This is a genomic window from Propioniciclava sp. MC1595 (genome assembly GCF_017569205.1).
Lineage (GTDB): Bacteria > Actinomycetota > Actinomycetes > Propionibacteriales > Propionibacteriaceae > Propioniciclava.
Genome location: NZ_CP071870.1, coordinates 1,918,444 through 1,937,068, shown reverse-complemented (window position 1 = coordinate 1,937,068; position 18,625 = coordinate 1,918,444). Strand labels below are relative to the sequence as shown.

The following is an 18,625-nucleotide window of genomic DNA, read 5'->3' as shown; positions in this document are numbered from 1 at the left end:
ACCGATGATGAACCTGGGGGACTCCCCTGTGCGCGTGGCCCTGCTCGGGTGTGGGGTGGTCGGGTCCCAGGTGGCCCGCCTCCTGCTGGAGCAGGCCGACGACCTGCAGGCGCGCGTCGGCCGCCCGCTCGAACTGGCCGGCATCGGCGTCCGCACGGTGCGCGAGCGGCCGGGCATCGACCCGAGCCTGTTCACCACCGACCTCGCCGGACTCGTCGACCGCGACGACATCGACCTCGTCATCGAGCTGATCGGCGGCATCCACCCCGCCCAGGAGCTGGTGCTGGCCGCCGTCCAGGGCGGCAAGTCGGTCGTGACCGCGAACAAGGCGTTGCTGGCCGAGCACGGGCCCGAGATCTACCACGCGGCCCGCCTGGCCGATGTCGACGTGTACTACGAGGCCGCCGTCGCCGGGGCGATCCCGATCATCCGGCCGCTGCGGGAGTCGCTGGTCGGTGACGCGGTGACGGCCGTCAAGGGCATCGTCAACGGCACGACCAACTACATCCTCGACCAGATGCACACCCACGGGGTGTCCTTCGACGCCGCCCTGGCCGACGCCCAGCAGCTGGGCTACGCCGAGGCCGACCCGACCGCCGACGTGGAGGGCCACGACGCCGCGGCGAAGGCGGCCATCCTGGCCTCGCTGGCGTTCCACACCCGCGTGCGCCTGTCCGATGTCTCCTGCGAGGGGATCTCGTCGGTGACGAGCGAGGACGTGGCCGCCGCCGAGTCCATGCGCTGCGTGATCAAGCTGCTGGCCCAGTGCTCGGTCTCCCCGGACGGCACCCTCGCCGTCGGCGTCCACCCCACGATGGTGCCGCTGGAGCACCCGCTGGCCGGCATCCACGGCGCCTACAACGCCGTCTTCGTCGAGTCCGTGAACGCGGGCCGGCTCATGTTCATGGGGCCGGGTGCCGGTGGCTCGCCGACGGCGTCCGCGGTGCTGGGCGACGTGGTCACCGCCGCCCGGAACCGCGTGCGCGGGGTGGCCGGCCCGGGCGAGTCCGCCTACACCAGCCCCGGGATCACCGACCCCGCGCGCGTGGTGTCGGCCTACTACATCGCCATGGTCGTGCGCGACGAGCCCGGCGTGCTCTCCCGGGTCGCCGAGGTGATGGCCCGCCGCGACATCTCGATCGCCACCGTCCGCCAGGAGCAGACGCGCGACGACGACGCGTCCGCCCGCCTCGGCATCACCACCCACCGGGCCTTCGACGGCGACGTGCGCGCCGCGGTGGCCGAACTCACCGCGGGCGGCGACGTCCTGGGCAACGTGCGCGTGCTGCGCGTGGAAGGAGCCTGACGTGCTGGTCGCCTGCCTCGACCTCGAGGGCGTGCTCGTCCCCGAGATCTGGATCAACGTCGCCGAGCGCACCGGCATCGACGACCTGCGCCTCACCACGCGCGACATCGCCGACTACGACGAGCTGATGACCCACCGCCTCCGGGTGCTGGACCGCCACGGCATCCGGCTGTCCCAGATCCAGGAGGTCATCGCCGGCATGGGGCCGCTGCCCGGCGCCGCCGCGTTCCTCGACTGGCTCCGCGAGCGCTTCCAGGTGGTCATCCTGTCGGACACCTTCTACCAGTTCGGCATGCCGCTGATGGCCCAGCTGGGGTACCCGACCCTGTTCTGCCACAACCTCGAGGTCGCCGACGACCGCATCGTCGACTACCACCTGCGCCAGCCCGACCAGAAGACCAAGGCCGTGGCCGCGCTGCAGTCGCTGAACCTCAGGGTCGTGGCGACCGGCGACTCCTACAACGACACCGGCATGCTCGGGCAGGCCGAGGCCGGCATCCTGTTCAGCCCGCCCGACAACGTGGTGGCCGAGTTCCCGCAGTACCCGGTCGCCCGCGACTACGACGCCCTGCGCGCCGAGTTCACCCGCGCGGCCGAGCGGGTCGGCTGATCAGTCGCAGGCCGTGACCCGGTAGAGGGTCGCGGCCCCCTCGGAGTCGACGACCTCGAACCCCGGCGCCGCGTCGAGCCCGTGCAGCCCCGGGTGCGAGGTCTCGGACTCGTACACGCCCTCGATCTCGAAGGGCTCCAGGGCCAGCGCGTAGTGTGCGCCGGTCTCGGCGACCGCGGCGCACACGGCCGGGTCCGTGGCCGCGTCGCGCAGGTGCAGGGCCAGGTACTCCGCGGCCGGCGTCACGGGGGTGTTCATGTAGTAGTGCGTGACCCGCCGGTCCGCGATCGCGTAGGCGAGGCTGCCGCCCTGGCTGGGGTTGACCACCAGCACGGCGTCGTCCGGGGTCGTGTCCGGCAGCCGCTCGATCAGCGCCCGCTCATCCGGGGTCAGCAGCCAGGCCGTGGGGTCGGCGACGAAGCGCTTGCGCACCTCGTCGTGGAGCGCGCGCATCCCGTCCGAGGCGAGCGTCGTGGCCAGCAGGGCACCCGCCAACGCCACGGCGACCACCAGGCCCACCCACCCGGGCCCGCGCTCGCCGAACCACCGGGCCACGGAGTCCCAGCCGAGCACGGCGATCGGCACGACCAGCACCGTCGCCACGGCCGCGATCCGGTACGGGTCGGTGTAGTAGGGCGCGGTGAGCAGCAGGGGGAGCGGGCTCGTCTCGAGGGCCACCGAGGCGACGTAGGCCGTCGAGACCAGCGCGAAGGACGCCAACAGCGGGCGCAGGCGCGCGGTGGCGACCAGCACGAGCAGGCCCGCCACGAGGCCGATCGCGAGCGAGGGGACCGGGGGGCGGCCGATGGACGTGCCGGCGACCACCTCGCCCAGCGCGCGGCCCCGCTCCATGAACGGGTCGCGCACCGACCCGGCGGCGATGGCGTCCCCCAGCACGTACCAGGCCACGGGGAAGGCGACGAGGAAGCCCGCCGCCACCGTCAGGGTCCACACCACGGAGCCCCGGACCGCGCGGAGGTCGCCCCGGCGCACCAAGGGCCAGGCCGCGGCGATCGCGACCGGGAACAGGAACAGGCCCACGGACAGGGCGGCGTTCGGGTGGGCCAGGGCGACCGCGGCGCCGGTCAGGGCCGCCATCGTGACGGCGCTGCCCAGGCCCAGGACCGGGTGGTCGTCGCGCCCGAGCGCGTCCCAGACGACGGTGAACAGGACCGGCGCCAGCGCGATGCCCAAGAGGTTGGGGTACAGGGTGCCCCAGCCGGCCAGCGTGAGGGGGAACGACACCGAGGAGAGGGCGAGGACGCCCACGAGGAGCCGCCCCGCGGTGCCGGGCCGGACGACCACCTCGACCAGCCAGGCCACCGACAGGGGCCACACGAGGAAGACGATCGCGAGGGTGCACGCCTGGCTGGCGACGAGGGCGTCGGTGCCGCTGAGCTGCATGACGAGCCCGGCCCAGTCGTGCCAGGCGGCCGGGTAGAAGGAGTTGGTGGTGACCGGTGCCAGGGCGAAGGGCGACGCGTGCCCGGAGGCGACCAGGTGCGTCGCGTTGAGGTGGAAGACGTTGTCGTGGCGTTGCGAGAAGGACTCCGGGGAGACCAGCGCGTCGAGCACGAGCCCGCCCATCGCGATCCCCGCGACCCCGATCCCGGCGAGGTACGCGAGCAGGATCCGGGGCGACCTGCTCGGGGGCGCGGCCTCGGCGGGGGGACGACCCCGACGCACGAGGATCCGGCCGCCCACGACCCCGCCGAGCAGCAGCACGGCGACCCCGAGCACCCAGGGCCAGCCCCAGAGGCCGCCGGCGACATCGGCGAGGATCGCGCTCACCGACAGCACGAGGACCGCGACGGGGGGCGCGAGGGCGGCCGAGGCGAGCGGGGGCAGGCGGAGCGCGGCGAACAGCGCCGGGGCCGGCCAGTACAGGGCCACGAGGGCGACGAGGACGGCGGGGACGGCCGCGGACCAGGGCACAGGGCCCTCCTCTCGTGTGAGTGCGAGCGGCCCAGTATCGCACGCGGGGGTGTCCGGTTCGCGGCCGCTCGGGGGTGCCGTGCTACGATCGTCACCGGCGCATTCGCGCACAGCCCCCCAGATCGGGTGCGACCGACCATGACGCGGTGCAGGATCTGACCCTCCCATCACTCAAGGTGGCAAACCCCACCTGGCCCGGCGTGCCACGCCGGTGCTCGGAAGGACATTCGTGACCAACATCGACTCGATGCTCCTGCCCGACCTCAAGAAGGTCGCCAGCTCGCTCGGCGTGAAGTCCGCCGGCCTGCGCAAGGCGGAGCTCGTCGCAGCCATTCGTGCCCAGCAGGGCAACGGTGCCCCCAGCGCGCCCGCTGCCGGGGAGCAGCCGCAGCGCACCGCCCGCCGCCGCGCGGGCCGCCCCGAGGGCGCGCCCGAGCAGGCTCCGCAGGAGGCCCTGCCCGCATCCGCCCCCGCAGCGTCGCCCTCCGCACCCGCGGCGTCCGACCAGGACGACGTGGCCGCGCGCCTCGAGGCCCTGGCCGCCGAGCCGGGTCGCCGCCAGCGCAACCGCAACCGCAACCGCGACGGTGGTGCGGGCGGCGACACCGATCAGGCGCGACAGGCGCCGGCCGACGAGGCACCCTCCCGAGGCGCGGAGCAGGCCGAGGCCCGCGCGCCGCAGCAGAACAACCAGCCCCAGCGTTACGACGACGACGAGGCCGGGGGCGGCCGCCGCAACCGCCGCCGCCGCAACCGTGACCGCACCAACCGCCAGCGCCCCAACCGTGGCGGCCAAGGCGTCGACATCGGCCGCATGGAGGCCGAGCCGACCGTCACCGACGACGACGTCCTGACCCCGATCTCCGGCATCCTCGACGTCCTCGACAACTACGCCTTCGTGCGTACGCAGGGCTACCTGCCCGGCACCAACGACGCGTACGTCTCACTGTCGATGGTCAAGAAGTGGGGCCTCCGCAAGGGCGACATCGTCACCGGCGTGATGCGCGCCCAGCGCGAGGGGGAGCGGCAGAAGTACAACCCGCTCGTCCGCGTCGAGACGATCAACGGCACCGACCCCGAGCAGGCGAAGGGACGCCCCGAGTTCAACAAGCTGACCCCCCTGTACCCGCAGGAGCGGTTCCGCCTCGAGACGACGCCGACCAACATGACCGGGCGGATCATCGACCTGGTCGCGCCCATCGGCAAGGGCCAGCGCGGCCTGATCGTGTCCCCGCCCAAGGCGGGCAAGACGATGGTCATGCAGGCCATCGCGAACGCGATCTCGCAGAACAACCCCGAGGTGCACCTCATGGTGGTCCTCGTCGACGAGCGTCCTGAGGAGGTCACCGACTTCCAGCGCTCGGTCAAGGGCGAGGTCATCGCGTCCACGTTCGACCGCCCGGCCGACGACCACACCACGGTCGCCGAGCTGGCCATCGAGCGGGCCAAGCGCCTGGTCGAGCTGGGCCACGACGTGGTCGTGCTGCTGGACGGCATCACCCGCCTCTCGCGGGCCTACAACCTGGCCGCCCCGGCGTCCGGCCGCATCCTGTCCGGTGGTGTCGACTCCGCGGCGCTCTACCCGCCGAAGAAGTTCTTCGGTGCCGCGCGCAACGTCGAGAACGGCGGCTCCCTGACCATCCTCGCCACCGCGCTGGTCGAGACCGGCTCGAAGATGGACGAGGTGATCTTCGAGGAGTTCAAGGGCACCGGCAACATGGAGCTGCGCCTGCGCCGCGAGATGGCCGACAAGCGCATCTTCCCGGCCATCGACGCGGTCGCCTCCGGCACCCGCCGCGAGGAGCAGCTCATGACCCGCGAGGAGCTCGCGATCATGTGGAAGCTCCGCCGCGTGCTGTCCGGCCTCGACGACCAGGCCGCCCTGGAGATGCTGATCAACCGCCTCAAGAAGACGCAGACGAACCTCGAGTTCCTCCACGTCATCAGCCGCACCACGCCCAGCCAGGACTAGCTCCCGGCCGGGCCCCCGGCGGGGCTTGCACAACCCGAGGCCGCGGTCTATCGTGGCTCACGAGTTCAAGCTCATCAGGGTTGTCACCCGTCAGGGGCAAGACCTGAGACACCCGCGTGTCTCAGGTCTTTTTTGCGTCCTGGGGGGTGCCTAACGACAAGGAAGTCCCATGCAGTCAACGACACAGGGTTCCACGGCCGAGCAGATCGTCTCCGCCGTCGGTGGGCCCGAGAACATCATCAGCCTCACCCACTGCGCGACCCGGCTGCGCTTCGAGCTGAGGGACGCCGCGGGCATCAGCCAGCCCGCGGTCGAGTCCATCGACGGCGTCCTCGGCGCCGTGCCGCAGAGCGGCGACCGCTACCAGGTCGTCATCGGCGGCGGCGTCCAGACGGTCTACAACGCGATCATGAACCTGCCGGACATGCGCGGCGCCAAGGGTGCGCTCAGCGACGCCGACGTCAAGGCCGCCGCCCGCGCCAAGGCCCGCGGCAAGGTCGCCTGGGTCGACGCCTTCTTCGAGTACCTCTCAGACAGCTTCCGCCCGCTGCTGGGCGTGCTGTTGGGCGGATCGCTGATCATCGCCATCGCCGCCGTTCTCGACGCCCTCGGCATCGTCCCCTTCCAGGGCGTCGACCGCGCCACCGCCGCCGGCGCGACCTGGATCTTCTGGGACGCCATGTGGCGCTCGGTGCTCTACTTCCTCCCCGTCATGGTCGCCTACAACGCCGCCAAGAAGCTCGACGTCGACCCGTGGCTGGGCGCGACCATCATGGCCGCCCTGTTCACCCCCGAGTTCATGAGCCTCACCGACACGGCGAAGTTCCCGGGTACGACCTGCACCACCAACCCCACCCTGGGCACCGAGTCGTGCGTCGCCACGATCTTCGGCCTGCCGATGCAGCTGAACGGGTACGGCGGCCAGGTGTTCGTGCCGCTGATGATGGTCGCGATCCTCGCGCTGGTCTACCGGTTCCTGAAGAAGGTCTTCCCCGAGAACGTGCAGATGGTCTTCGTGCCGTTCCTCTCGATGCTGGTCATGATCCCGCTCACCGCATTCCTGATCGGCCCGCTGGGCATCTGGCTGGGCACCGGCCTCGGCGCGGGCCTCGCGTGGCTCAACACCTCGGCCCCGATGGTGTTCGCGATCATCATCCCGCTGATCTACCCCTTCCTCGTCCCGCTCGGCCTGCACTGGCCGCTGAACGCCCTCATGCTGGCCAACATCCAGACGCTGGGCTACGACTTCATCCAGGGCCCCATGGGCGCGTGGAACTTCGCCTGCTTCGGCGCGACCGCCGGCGTCCTGTTCCTGTCGATGCGTGACAAGGACACCGTCATGCGCCAGACCGCCACCGGCGCCCTCGCCGCGGGCCTCTTCGGCGGCATCTCCGAGCCCTCCCTGTACGGCATCCACCTGCGCTTCAAGCGGATCTACCCGCGCATGCTGGTCGGCTGCCTCGCCGGCGGCCTCACCATCGGCATCCTCGGCACGCTGTTCACCTCCGGCGACGTCCGCGGCGTCACCACCGGCGCGTTCGCCTTCACCTCGCTGCTGACGATCCCGGTCTTCAACCCGATCTGGATCTACGTGGTCTCCATCGCCATCGCGTTCTTCGTCGCCATGGTGCTGGTCATCATCTCCGACTACCGCACGCCCGAGCAGAAGGCCGAGGCGCTCGCCGCCCGCGAGCAGGCCGAGGCCGACCTCGCTCTGGCCACCGCCGCCCCGGTCGCCGCGACGTCCACCGCCACCGCGGCGGCTGCTGCCCCCGCCGCCACCGCGACGCTGGTCGCGACCGCGGTCGTCGGCTCCCCGATGGCCGGCCGCGTGGTCAGCCTCGACGACGTGGAGGACAAGGTCTTCTCCTCCCGCGCGCTCGGCGAGGGCGTGGGCGTCGTCCCGACCGCCGGCCGGGTCACCGCGCCGGTCACCGGCACGCTGGTCACCGTCCCCAAGAGTGGGCACGCGTTCGGCATCAAGACCGACGACGGCGTGGAGGTCCTCGTGCACGTGGGGATCGACACCGTGCGCCTGAAGGGGGAACATTTCGACGTGGCCGTGACCAAGGGACAGCGCGTGGAGGCCGGCGACCTGCTCGCCGACGTGAACCTTGACGGCATCCGCGAGGCCGGCTACGACACCACCACGATCGTGGTCGTCACCAACACCAAGGCCATGGCCTCGGTGACCCCGATCACCGGTTCGGACGTCGCGCCCGGCGAGCCCGTCATCGAGGTCACCCGCTGACGTGGAGATCCTGCGCGTCTTCAACAACAACGTCGTCCTCGCCCGGGACGGCGCGGGTCGGGAGGTGATCCTGACCGGCCGGGGCCTGGGCTTCCAGGCCCGGCCGGGACGGACCGTCGACCCGACGCTGGTGACGCGCACCTTCATCCCGGCCGACGGCCGCGACCCCGACCACCTGGCCGAGCTCCTGGCAGGCATCCCGCCCGAGCACGTCCAGCTGGTCGGGGAGGCCCTGGCCGAGGCCGGGCTGGACGCCAGGGCGTCCGCCAGCCCGACCCTCGTCATCGCCCTCGCCGACCACGTCAGCTTCGCCCTGCGCCGCCAGCGCCTGGGCGTGGCCGTGGAGTACCCCGTGGTCGCCGAGGTGAAGAACCTGTACGCGGGGGAGTACGCGCAGGCCCGCGCGCTGCTCGCCGCGATCAACGCGCGCAGCGACGAACCGCTCCCGGACGCAGAGGCCGTCGCGCTGGCCCTCCACCTGGTCAACGCGGGCTTCGCGTCCGGGGACCTGTCGTGGACCTACACGATGACCGGCGTCATCCAGCAGATGATGGACGTCATCGGCCAGTCCTACGGCCTCGAGCTCGACCCGGGGTGCGTGAGCGTCGGGCGGTTCGTGACCCACCTGCGCTACCTGTTCGTCCGGATCGAGCAGCACGAGCAGCTCGACCAGCAGCACTCCCCGGTGGGCGGCGCCATCCGCGCGGCCTACCCCCGGGCCGTCGCGTGCGCCGAGCGGCTGGCGTCCATCGTGGAGCTACGGCTGGGCTCGCCGCTCACCGACGACGAGGTCTCCTACCTCGCGCTGCACGTGGCGCGGGTCACCGAGACGGCCGCCTGACGGCACGCCGGCCGCGCATTTGGGCGACGGGCGCGCGTGCGGCATACTTGACCCTCGGTGCCGGTTCACGCCCAGGGCCCCATGGCCCGGTCAATCCCGTTCGGCGACCCGGTACGACACCATCGCAAGGAGACGTTCATGAAGCAGGGCATCCACCCGGACTACGTGGAGACCCAGGTCAGCTGCACCTGTGGCAACACGTTCACCACCCACTCGACCGCCAAGGGCGGCACCATCCGCGCCGAGGTCTGCGCCGAGTGCCACCCCTTCTACACGGGCAAGCAGAAGATCCTCGACACCGGTGGTCGCGTCGCCCGCTTCGAGAAGCGCTACGGCGCCAAGAAGGGCAACTAGTCCATCCGCACGCCGGGTGCCAGCACGAGCTGGCACCCGGCGTCGTGTTTGCCAGACCACCCACGGCGGAGCAGGAGCCCTCGATGTTCACCAACGCGGACGCGCTGCGCGAGGAGTACGCCTCGCTCGAGGCGCAGATGGCCGACCCGGCCACGCACTCCGACATGGCCCTGTCGCGCCGCGTCGGGCGGCGCTACTCCGAGCTCACGCCCATCGTGCGCGCCCTGGCCGAGCACGACACGCTGACAGCCGACCTCGAGGCCGCGCGCGAGCTGGCCGCCGACGACCCGGCGTTCGCCGAGGAGGCCGTCGACCTGGAGGCGCGGCTGGGGGAGTCCTCCACGCGCCTCGCCGAGATGTTGGCCCCCCGCGACCCGCACGACTCCCTCGACGCGCTGCTGGAGATCAAGTCGGGCGAGGGCGGCGAGGAGTCGGCCCTGTTCGCCGGCGACCTGTTCCGGATGTACAGCAAGTACGCCGAGCAGCGTGGCTGGAAGGTCGAGGTCCTCGACTCCACCGAGACCGACCTGGGCGGCATCAAGTCGCTCACCATGGCGGTGAAGGGGAGCGCGAGCGCGGGACCCGACGACTCGCCCTACGGCGTGCTCAAGTTCGAGGGTGGGGTCCACCGCGTGCAGCGCGTCCCGGTCACCGAGACCCAGGGCCGCATCCACACGTCGGCCGCCGGCGTGCTGGTGATGCCCGACGTCGAGGACGACGCCGACGTCGAGGTCTCCGAGGACGACCTGCGCGTCGACGTCTACCGCAGCTCCGGCAAGGGCGGCCAGGGTGTGAACACCACCGACTCCGCCGTGCGCCTGACCCACCTGCCCACCGGACTGGTGGTGACCTGCCAGAACGAGCGCAGCCAGCTGCAGAACAAGGCCTCCGCCCTGCGCATCCTCAAGGCGCGCCTCGCCGCCCTGGCCGAGGAGCAGGCCGCGGCCGAGGCGTCCAGTGCCCGCAAGTCGCAGGTGCGCACGGTCGACCGCTCCGAGCGGATCCGCACCTACAACTTCCCCGAGAACCGCATCGCCGACCACCGCATCGGCTACAAGGCGCACAACCTCGACGCCGTGCTCGGCGGCGACATGTCCGGGGTCGTCGAGGCCCTGCAGGCCGCGGACCTGGCCGAGCGCCTCGGTGCCGCCGGTGCCTGAGTCGGTCTCGGCCCTCGTCGCGCGGCTGTCCCGCCGGGTCCCGGCCCACGAGGCGCGCATCCTCCTCGCCCACGTCCTGGGCACCGACCTGTCCCGCCTGCTGGTGGCCGACCCGCCGGACGCCGCGACCGTCGCCCGCCTCGAGGGGCTGGTGGCGCGCCGGGAGGCCGGCGAGCCCCTGCAGCACGTGACGGGCACCGCCCCGTTCCGCACGGTCGACCTCGAGGTCGGCCCCGGGGTGTTCATCCCGCGCCCCGAGACCGAGGTGATGACGGGCTGGGCGCTGGAGCGGATGGCCGAGGTCGACGCGCCGTTCGTCGTCGAGCTGTGCGCCGGATCGGGGGCCATCACCAAGGCGCTGGCCACCGAGTTCGGCGCCGCGGCCACGTACCACTGCGTCGAGCTGTCCTCGGACGCCTTCGCCTACCTCGAGCGCAACCTGGCCGGCCTCGGCGTCGACGCGCGGCTGGGGGACATGGCGGACGCCTTCGCCGACCTCGACGGGACCGTCGACCTGGTCGTGGCCAACCCTCCCTACGTGCCGCTGGACCACTGGGCCGACGTGCCCGCCGAGGTGCGCGACTTCGACCCTGCGCTGGCGCTGGTGTCGGGCGCCGACGGGCTGGACGCCATGCGCGTCGTCGCCGACGTGGCCGCCCGCCTGCTCCGGCCCGGCGGCTGGGTGTGCGCCGAGCACGCCGAGGTGCAGGAGGCCTCGGCCCCGGAGGTGTTCGTGCGGCAGGGGTCCTTCACGCACGTGGCCGACCACCGCGACCTCACGGACCGGCCCCGGTTCGTGACCGCCCGGCGGGGTGGCAGGATGGGCGCGTGAACCACACTGTCATCGACATCTCCGACGCCGAGGCGGCCCACGCCGCGGCCACGGCCGCGGTGGCGGCGGGCGAGGTGATCGTCCTGCCGACCGACACCGTGTACGGGGTCGGGGCACAGGCGACGTCGGGCGCGGCCGTGCAGCGCCTGCTGGACGCCAAGCGGCGCGGCCGCGACTTCCCCCCGCCGGTGCTCGTCGCCGAGGTCGGGATGGTCCGCGCGCTGGCGACCGGCACGGACGAGCGCCTCGACGGCCTGGCCGCCGCCTTCTGGCCCGGCGCCCTGACCGTCGTGCTCAACGCGCGCGAGACCCTGCGGATGGACCTGGGGGAGCGGGGCGCGACCATCGCGGTGCGGGTCCCCGACCACGACTTCACCCGTGAGCTGTTGCGCCGGACGGGGCCCCTCGCGGTGAGCAGCGCCAACGTGCACGGCGAGGAGCCCGCGCTCACCGTCGACGCCGCCGTCGCCCAGCTGGGGGACTCCTGCTCGGTGTACCTCGACGCGGGGGAGATGGGTGGGCCCGTCCCCTCGACGATCGTGGACCTGACCGGCCCCCGGGCCCGGGTCCTGCGCGAGGGCCGGATCACCTCCGCCCAGCTCAACGAGGCCGTCCCCGGGTTGATCGAGGACTGAGGTGCGCGAGTACCTGCTGGTGCTGCTGGTGGCCGCCGGCGTGACCTACGTCGGGGCCAGCCTCGCGCGCCGGCTGGCGTTCCGCTACAACGCCGTCGCCCTCGTCCGCGACCGCGACGTGCACACCACCCCGATCCCGTACTTCGGCGGGGTCGCGATGCTCGCGGGCACCACCGCGGCGCTCATCCTGGCCACGAACCTGCCCTGGCTCGGCCGCTTCGAGCTCGTCCAGCGCGACGCGTGGGCCGTGTTCTGGGCATCCGCGCTGATCTGCACGGTCGGCGTCGTCGACGACATGTTCGAGCTGGGGGCGATCCCCAAGTTCGCCGGCCAGACGCTGGCCGCGGGCATCGTGGTGCTCAACGGGGTGAAGTTCTACTGGATCCCGCTGCCGGACCGGATCATCGCCCTCGACAACGTCGCCGCCACCGCGGTGGCGGTGTTCGTCATCCTCGTCTGCGTCAACGCGATCAACTTCATGGACGGGCTGGACGGGCTCGCCGCCGGGGTCGTCGGCATCGGTGCGGGCGCCTTCTTCGTGTACGCCTACCTGCTCAGCTACGAGCAGGAGCTCGTCCGTGCCACCACGGCCTCGCTGCTCACCGTGGCGCTCGTCGGGGTGTGCCTGGGCTTCCTGCCCCACAACATCCATCGCGCGCGCATGTTCATGGGCGACTCGGGCTCGATGCTGCTGGGCTTCCTGCTGGCCACGTCGATGATCAGCCTCACCGGCCAGCTCGACCCCTCGCGGCTCAACGCCAGCGGGGGAGCGCTCATCTCCTCATACCTTCCCCTCCTCCTGCCCCTGGCCGCGATGGCCCTGCCGTTCATCGACCTGGTGAGCGCCTACGTGCGCCGGACGCTCGCGGGCCGGCTCTGGTACCAGGCCGACAAGCAGCACCTGCACCACCGGATGCTGGAGCTGGGCCACTCCCACCGGGTCGCCGTGGCCCTGCTGTGGCTGTGGTCGGCGGTCATCGCCTTCGGCGTCGTGCTGATCGGGATCACCGACGCCTGGTGGGCGTGGCTGGTGCTCCCCGTCGGGCTGGCCGTCGCGGCCGCCCTCACCTTCCGCAACCGGGACAGGAGCGTGGGACATGCGTGAGCGAGCGCCGCGGCGTCCGATCAGCGAGAACACCCGCCGCGCGCAGGAGCTGCTCGTCGCCGGGCTCGTGGGCGGCCACGTGGCCGCACTCACGGTGGTGGGGCTGTTCCTGGCGCTCGGCGGCACGCAGTCGGCCGCCACCGCGGCCATCGGCGCGGCGGTGACGATCGCCTTCTACACGATCGCGCTCGGCGTCCAGCTCGCGGTGGCGGACGCCTCGCCCAAGGTCGTGCTGTTCGCCTGGTTCGCCTCCTACGTGACCCGCGTCAGCCTCCTGGGGCTGGGGCTGGCCGCCGTGCTCGCCAACGCCGAGCGCTGGGCGTGGCTCGACCCGGTCGCCCTGTTCGTCTCGACCATCGCCACGGTGATGGGCTGGCTGGCCCTGGAGCTGTGGCGGTTCTCCCGCATGCGGGTGCTCGTCTACGACGAACCGTCGGAGATCTCACGGCGAAGTTGAATGTGACTCCGCGGCAAAGGCGTTGCTAGAGTCCTGACCGCACCCCGAGGAATGCCCGAAATCCTCGGGAGCATGTCCAGCGAAGGTTGATGCAAGGAGGCGCAATGGGTGGGCTCAACGGGCTGATCCTTCCGCTGGAGGGAGAGGCGTCCTGGCCTCCCGGCGAGCACAGTTTCGGCTCGCGCTACCTCTTCCCGGGCGTCGAGTCCGGCTGGCTGACCAACCACGCCGCGCAGGCGGTCATCGGTGCGATCCTGGTGATCGGCTTCTGGCTGTGGATGGCGCGGGGCCAGTCGATCGTCCCCGGCAAGAAGCAGGCCGTCGGCGAGTTCGTGTACGACTTCGTCCGCAACGGCATCGCCCGTGACATCCTCGGGCCCGAGTTCCGCAAGTACCTGCCCCTGCTGCTGACGCTGTTCTCCTTCATCCTGGTGAACAACCTCTTCGGGCAGTTCTTCCTCTTCATGTTCCCGACCTTCTCCAAGATCGGCTTCGCCTGGGGCCTGGCCCTCGTCGCATGGGTCGTCTACAACGGTGCGGGCATCAAGAAGCACGGCCTCTTCGGTTACCTCAAGCACGCCACCCTCCCGGCCGGCGTCCCGAAGTTCCTGTGGCCCCTGATCATCCCGCTGGAGTTCCTCTCCAACATCATCGTCCGGCCGCTCACGCTGGGCCTGCGTCTCTTCGCCAACCTGTTCGCCGGCCACCTCGTCATCGTGGTGTTCGTCGTCGGTGGCACGCTCCTGCTGACCGCCACCGAGAACCTCGGCGGCTTCCCGATCCCGCTGCTCAACGTCGCCGGCGTGGTCTCGATCCTGTTCAGCTTCGCGATCTTCGCCCTCGAGCTGCTGGTCGGCTCGATCCAGGCCTACATCTTCACCGTCCTGACCGCCCAGTACGTGTCCTCGGCCATCGCCGAAGACCACTAAACCACCAGAGCTTTCGTCAGAAAGAAACCATCCGAAAGGAACGAACCATGCTCCTCTCCCTCCTGGAGATCAACGGCTCGATCAACATGATCGGCTACGCGCTGGCGACCCTCGGCCCGGCCCTCGGTGTGGCCTGGATCTTCGCGTCGGTCATCAACGGCACCGCGCGTCAGCCCGAGGCCCGTGGCGCCATGATGGGCACCGCGTGGATCGGCTTCGCCGTGGTCGAGGCGCTCGCCATCATCGGCATCGCCCTCGCCTTCGTGCTCAGCTGACCTGAGGGTTGACACATGCTGCCCCTCGCAGGTGAATCTCCTCTTGGTCCGCTCCTCCCGGAGCACATCGAGGAGCTCTTCGTCGGCCTGATCCTCTTCGCCATCATCCTCGCGGTGATGTGGAAGGTGGTCGTGCCGATGTTCGAGAAGACGTACGCCGAGCGCACGGCCGCCATCCAGGGCGGGATCCAGAAGGCGGAGGCCGCCCAGGCCGAAGCCGCTGCCGCACTGGAGGAGTACAAGGCCCAGCTCGCCACGGCACGGGAGGAGGCCTCGCGGATCCGCGAGGAGGCCAAGACCCAGGGCGCCGCGATCGTGGCCGACATGCGCCAGCAGGCGACCGAGGAGAGCAGCCGCCTCCTCGCCAACGCCAAGGCGCAGATCGAGGCCGAGCGCGCCGCCGCGGTGAGCTCGCTCCGCACCGAGATCGGTGGTCTGGCCACGACCCTGGCCGGCCGCATCGTGGGCGAGTCCCTCGATGACGACGCTCGCGCCCGCCGCACGGTGGACCGCTTCATCGCCGACCTCGAGTCCCAGCCGGTGGAGCAGGCATGAGCGCAGCCGCCGAGTCCCGACTGAAGGCCCTGGACGGTGTCCTGGACAGGCAACCCGCTTCCGAGGCCCTGGCCGACGAGCTGTTCGCCGTCGTGGAGGCCGTGGGCGCCCAGCCCTCCCTCCGCCGTGCGCTGACCGACCCGTCCACGCCGGACGAGGTGCGCTCCCAGCTCACGCAGTCGCTGTTCGGGGACCGCGTGAGCGGGGCTGCGGTGGCCGTCCTGACGGAGGCTGCCCGTGCCCGCTGGGGCACGGCGGGCTCCTTCGTCGCGGCGCTGGAGCGCCAGGGCGTCCGCGCCCTGCTCCGCACCGCGCAGGACGCCGGCCGGCTCGACGAGCTGGAGGACCAGCTCTTCAAGGTCGAGCGACTGGTCGACGCCAACCCCGAGCTGCGTCGTGCGCTGGGGGACCGCCGAGCCCCGATCGAGGGCCGTGAGGAACTCCTCGCCGGCCTCCTGTCGGGCAAGGTGCTCCCGAGCGTGGCCCGCCTCGCGAAGCGAGCGGTCGCGGCACGCCAGCGGACCTTCGACCTCACGGTCGAGGGCTACCTCAAGGCAGCAGCAGAACTGCGCGAGCGCGCGGTGGCGACCGTCACCGTGGCACAGCCCCTCGCCCCCGAGCAGGAGGAGCGCCTCCGGGCCGCCCTCTCCCGCCAGGTGGGTCGTGAGGTCAACGTGCGCGTGGTGATCGACCCCACCGTCGTAGGCGGTGTCCGTGTGTCCCTGGGTGACGAGGTCATCGAGGGCACGGTTGCTGGGCGTCTGACCGACGCGCAGCGCAAGCTGGCCTGAGGGCCAACCCAGACCTGATTTCAAGCAAGCAGCGAAGCAGCGAAGGAACGCATTCGACATGGCGGATCTGACCATTCGTCCCGACGAGATTCGGGACGCCCTTGACCGGTTTGTCTCCAACTACACGCCGGACACCTCCACCCGCGAGGAGGTCGGCACCGTCGTGACTTCGGGTGACGGCATCGCCCGCGTCGAGGGCCTGCCCTCGGCCATGGCCAACGAGCTGCTCGAGTTCGCCAACGGCACGCTCGGCATCGCCCTCAACCTGGACGTCCGCGAGATCGGTGTCGTCGTGCTCGGCGACTCCGAGGGCATCGAGGAGGGTTCGCAGGTGCGCCGCACCGGCGAGGTTCTCTCCGTCCCGGTGGGCGACGGCTACCTCGGCCGCACGGTCGACGCGATGGGCAACCCCATCGACGGCCTCGGCGAGCTCACCGACATCCCCGAGCGCCGGACGCTCGAGCTCCAGGCCGCCGGCGTCATGGACCGCCAGGAGGTCCGCGAGCCGCTGCAGACCGGCCTGAAGGCCATCGACGCGATGATCCCGATCGGCCGCGGCCAGCGCCAGCTGATCATCGGCGACCGCAAGACCGGCAAGACGGCCATCGCGATCGACACGATCATCAACCAGAAGGCCAACTGGGCCTCCGGCGACCCCACGAAGCAGGTGCGCTGCATCTACGTCGCGGTCGGCCAGAAGGGCTCGACCATCGCCGCGCTGCGCAAGACGCTGGAGGAGGCCGGCGCGATGGAGTACACCACCATCGTGCACGCCCCGGCCTCCGACCCCGCCGGCTTCAAGTACATCGCGCCCTACTCGGGTTCCGCGATCGGCCAGCACTGGATGTACCAGGGCAAGCACGTCCTGATCATCTTCGACGACCTGACCAAGCAGGCCGAGGCCTACCGCGCCATGTCGCTGCTGCTGCGTCGTCCCCCGGGCCGCGAGGCGTACCCCGGTGACGTCTTCTACCTCCACTCCCGCCTGCTGGAGCGCTGCGCCAAGCTCTCCGACGAGCTGGGTGGCGGTTCGATGACCGGCCTGCCGATCATCGAGACGAAGGCCAACGACGTGTCGGCGTACATCCCGACCAACGTGATCTCGATCACCGACGGCCAGATCTTCCTGCAGTCCGACCTCTTCAACGCCAACCAGCGCCCCGCGATCGACGTCGGTATCTCCGTGTCCCGCGTCGGTGGTGCCGCGCAGATCAAGGCCATGAAGGGTGTCGCCGGAACGCTGAAGATCGGCCTGGCCCAGTACCGCGACATGCAGGCGTTCGCGATGTTCGCGTCCGACCTCGACGCGGCCTCCCGCCGCCAGCTCGACCGGGGCGCCCGCCTCACCGAGCTGCTGCGCCAGGGCCAGTACCAGCCGTACCCGGTCGAGGACCAGGTCGTCTCCGTGTGGGCCGGCACCAACGGCCACTTCGACGACATCCCCGTCGAGGACGTCCTACGCTTCGAGTCCGAGCTGCTGGAGCACCTGCGCCGCAACACGCCGATCCTGGCCACCATCGCCGAGACCCAGAAGTGGGACGACGACACCGCCAACGCCGTCGTGGCCGAGATCGGCAAGGTCAAGCAGCAGTTCAAGACCTCGTCGCAGCAGGCCCCGGTGGGCGAGGGCGAGTCCAAGTCCCTGGGCGACGACGACGTCGACGCCGAGAAGATCGTGGTCCAGAAGCGCTGACATGGCTTCGAGTCTGAGAGAGCTCCGCCAGCGACGGAAGTCGGTGACGGCGACGAAGAAGATCACCAAGGCGATGGAGCTGATCGCTGCGTCGAAGGTGATCCGGGCCCAGCAGGCTGCGCGTCGTGCGCTGCCGTACACCCGCGAACTCAACCGCGCGGTGTCGGCACTGGCGACGCACACCCGCAACCTGGACCACCCGCTGACGACGCAGGTCGAGAAGCCCCGTCGCGCGGCGCTCGTGGTGTTCACGTCCGACCGCGGCATGAACGGTGCCTTCAACTCCAACGTCCTCAAGGTGGCGGCGCAGATGCGCACGCGCCTGGAGGACCAGGGCATGGAGGTCAAGCGCTACGTCGTGGGCCGCAAGGGCATGGCGTACATGAAGTTCCGCCAGATCGAGATGGTCCGCACGTGGGAGGGCTTCAGCGACGCGCCGACGTTCGCGAACGCCCACGAGATCGCCGCTGTGCTGATCGAGGACTTCCTCACGCCGCACGAGGAGGGCGGGGTCGACGAGATCCACGCGGTCTACACCCGCATGGAGTCGATGCTGACCCAGACCCCGCGCGTCCGCCGGCTGCTGCCGATGGAGGTCGTCGAGGGTGTGGCCGAGCTCGGTGAGCGCGACCACATCCCCCAGTACGAGTTCGAGCCCGACCCCAAGACGGTGCTGGACGAGCTCATGCCGCTGTACGTGCGCAGCCGCGTGTGGTTCTACCTGCTGCAGACGGCGGCGTCGATCCTGGCGAGCCAGCAGCGCGCCATGAAGTCGGCCACCGACAACGCACAGCAACTCATCGAGTCCCTGACGCGCGAGGCGAACCAGGCGCGCCAGGCCGAGATCACCCAGGAAATTACCGAGATCGTCGGTGGCGCCAGCGCGCTCGCCGAGGCGAGCGCCGAGCACTAAAGGCGAGAGAG

General features: G+C 71.1%; 18 protein-coding genes. 17 read left to right on the top strand and 1 reads right to left on the bottom strand.

All coding sequences use genetic code 11. The features are described from left to right. Nucleotides 1–4: 4 nt before the first annotated feature. Together J4N02_RS09200 and thrH are read left to right on the top strand one after the other, a co-directional pair. The gene (locus J4N02_RS09200) at nucleotides 5–1,306 is read left to right on the top strand and encodes a homoserine dehydrogenase (protein ID WP_188333895.1); all 1,302 of its coding nucleotides are present in this window, start codon (nucleotides 5–7) and stop codon (nucleotides 1,304–1,306) included. A gap of 1 nt (nucleotide 1,307) precedes the next feature. Next, the gene (thrH, locus tag J4N02_RS09195; protein ID WP_188333896.1) at nucleotides 1,308–1,916 is read left to right on the top strand and encodes a bifunctional phosphoserine phosphatase/homoserine phosphotransferase ThrH; all 609 of its coding nucleotides are present in this window, start codon (nucleotides 1,308–1,310) and stop codon (nucleotides 1,914–1,916) included. Here thrH and J4N02_RS09190 read toward each other — a convergent pair whose 3' ends face one another. After that, a complete protein-coding gene (locus J4N02_RS09190) occupies nucleotides 1,917–3,851 on the bottom strand; it encodes a DUF6541 family protein (protein ID WP_188333897.1) in 1,935 nt (644 codons plus the stop codon). A gap of 229 nt (nucleotides 3,852–4,080) precedes the next feature. On the opposite strand from J4N02_RS09190, the gene rho reads away from it, so the two are divergent. From rho to J4N02_RS09115, 15 genes are all read left to right on the top strand, one after another. After that, complete coding sequence (gene rho, locus J4N02_RS09185; RefSeq protein WP_260519428.1) at nucleotides 4,081–5,823, top strand: transcription termination factor Rho; 1,743 nt, start codon at nucleotides 4,081–4,083, stop codon at nucleotides 5,821–5,823. A gap of 169 nt (nucleotides 5,824–5,992) precedes the next feature. Further along, nucleotides 5,993–8,074, top strand: coding sequence for a glucose PTS transporter subunit IIA (locus tag J4N02_RS09180; protein WP_188333898.1), 2,082 nt, complete (start codon nucleotides 5,993–5,995; stop codon nucleotides 8,072–8,074). A gap of 1 nt (nucleotide 8,075) precedes the next feature. Beyond that, entirely contained in the window at nucleotides 8,076–8,915 is an 840-nt protein-coding gene (locus J4N02_RS09175) for a PRD domain-containing protein (protein ID WP_188333899.1), read from the top strand. Nucleotides 8,916–9,053: 138 nt separating this feature from the next. Next, on the top strand, nucleotides 9,054–9,269 hold the full coding sequence (rpmE, locus tag J4N02_RS09170; protein ID WP_182815220.1) for a 50S ribosomal protein L31: 216 nt from the start codon (nucleotides 9,054–9,056) through the stop codon (nucleotides 9,267–9,269). An 83-nt stretch (nucleotides 9,270–9,352) separates the two neighbouring features. Then, on the top strand, nucleotides 9,353–10,429 hold the full coding sequence (gene prfA, locus J4N02_RS09165) for a peptide chain release factor 1 (RefSeq protein ID WP_182815218.1): 1,077 nt from the start codon (nucleotides 9,353–9,355) through the stop codon (nucleotides 10,427–10,429). Further along, entirely contained in the window at nucleotides 10,422–11,261 is an 840-nt protein-coding gene (gene prmC / locus J4N02_RS09160) for a peptide chain release factor N(5)-glutamine methyltransferase (RefSeq protein WP_182815216.1), read from the top strand. Before prfA ends, prmC begins: the two co-directional genes overlap by 8 nt. After that, the gene (locus J4N02_RS09155; protein ID WP_188333900.1) at nucleotides 11,258–11,896 is read left to right on the top strand and encodes an L-threonylcarbamoyladenylate synthase; all 639 of its coding nucleotides are present in this window, start codon (nucleotides 11,258–11,260) and stop codon (nucleotides 11,894–11,896) included. The genes prmC and J4N02_RS09155 overlap by 4 nt, the downstream gene beginning before the upstream one ends. A 1-nt stretch (nucleotide 11,897) precedes the next feature. After that, entirely contained in the window at nucleotides 11,898–13,001 is a 1,104-nt protein-coding gene (locus J4N02_RS09150) for a glycosyltransferase family 4 protein (RefSeq protein ID WP_188333901.1), read from the top strand. After that, on the top strand, nucleotides 12,994–13,458 hold the full coding sequence (locus tag J4N02_RS09145; RefSeq protein WP_182815211.1) for a hypothetical protein: 465 nt from the start codon (nucleotides 12,994–12,996) through the stop codon (nucleotides 13,456–13,458). Before J4N02_RS09150 ends, J4N02_RS09145 begins: the two co-directional genes overlap by 8 nt. Nucleotides 13,459–13,562: 104 nt before the next feature. Beyond that, nucleotides 13,563–14,387, top strand: coding sequence for a F0F1 ATP synthase subunit A (gene atpB, locus J4N02_RS09140; protein ID WP_182815209.1), 825 nt, complete (start codon nucleotides 13,563–13,565; stop codon nucleotides 14,385–14,387). 47 nt (nucleotides 14,388–14,434) lie between these two features. Further along, a complete protein-coding gene (locus tag J4N02_RS09135) occupies nucleotides 14,435–14,662 on the top strand; it encodes an ATP synthase F0 subunit C (protein ID WP_131168042.1) in 228 nt (75 codons plus the stop codon). Nucleotides 14,663–14,677: 15 nt separating this feature from the next. Further along, nucleotides 14,678–15,217, top strand: a complete 540-nt coding sequence (locus J4N02_RS09130) for a F0F1 ATP synthase subunit B (RefSeq protein WP_182815207.1) — start codon at nucleotides 14,678–14,680, stop codon at nucleotides 15,215–15,217. Further along, nucleotides 15,214–16,008, top strand: coding sequence for a F0F1 ATP synthase subunit delta (locus tag J4N02_RS09125; protein ID WP_182815205.1), 795 nt, complete (start codon nucleotides 15,214–15,216; stop codon nucleotides 16,006–16,008). Before J4N02_RS09130 ends, J4N02_RS09125 begins: the two co-directional genes overlap by 4 nt. Before the next feature lie 58 nt (nucleotides 16,009–16,066). After that, on the top strand, nucleotides 16,067–17,701 hold the full coding sequence (atpA, locus tag J4N02_RS09120) for a F0F1 ATP synthase subunit alpha (RefSeq protein WP_188333902.1): 1,635 nt from the start codon (nucleotides 16,067–16,069) through the stop codon (nucleotides 17,699–17,701). A 1-nt stretch (nucleotide 17,702) separates the two neighbouring features. Continuing rightward, nucleotides 17,703–18,614 (top strand): F0F1 ATP synthase subunit gamma, encoded by a 912-nt coding sequence (locus tag J4N02_RS09115; RefSeq protein WP_188333903.1) that lies wholly within the window; start codon nucleotides 17,703–17,705, stop codon nucleotides 18,612–18,614. Nucleotides 18,615–18,625: the final 11 nt, after the last annotated feature.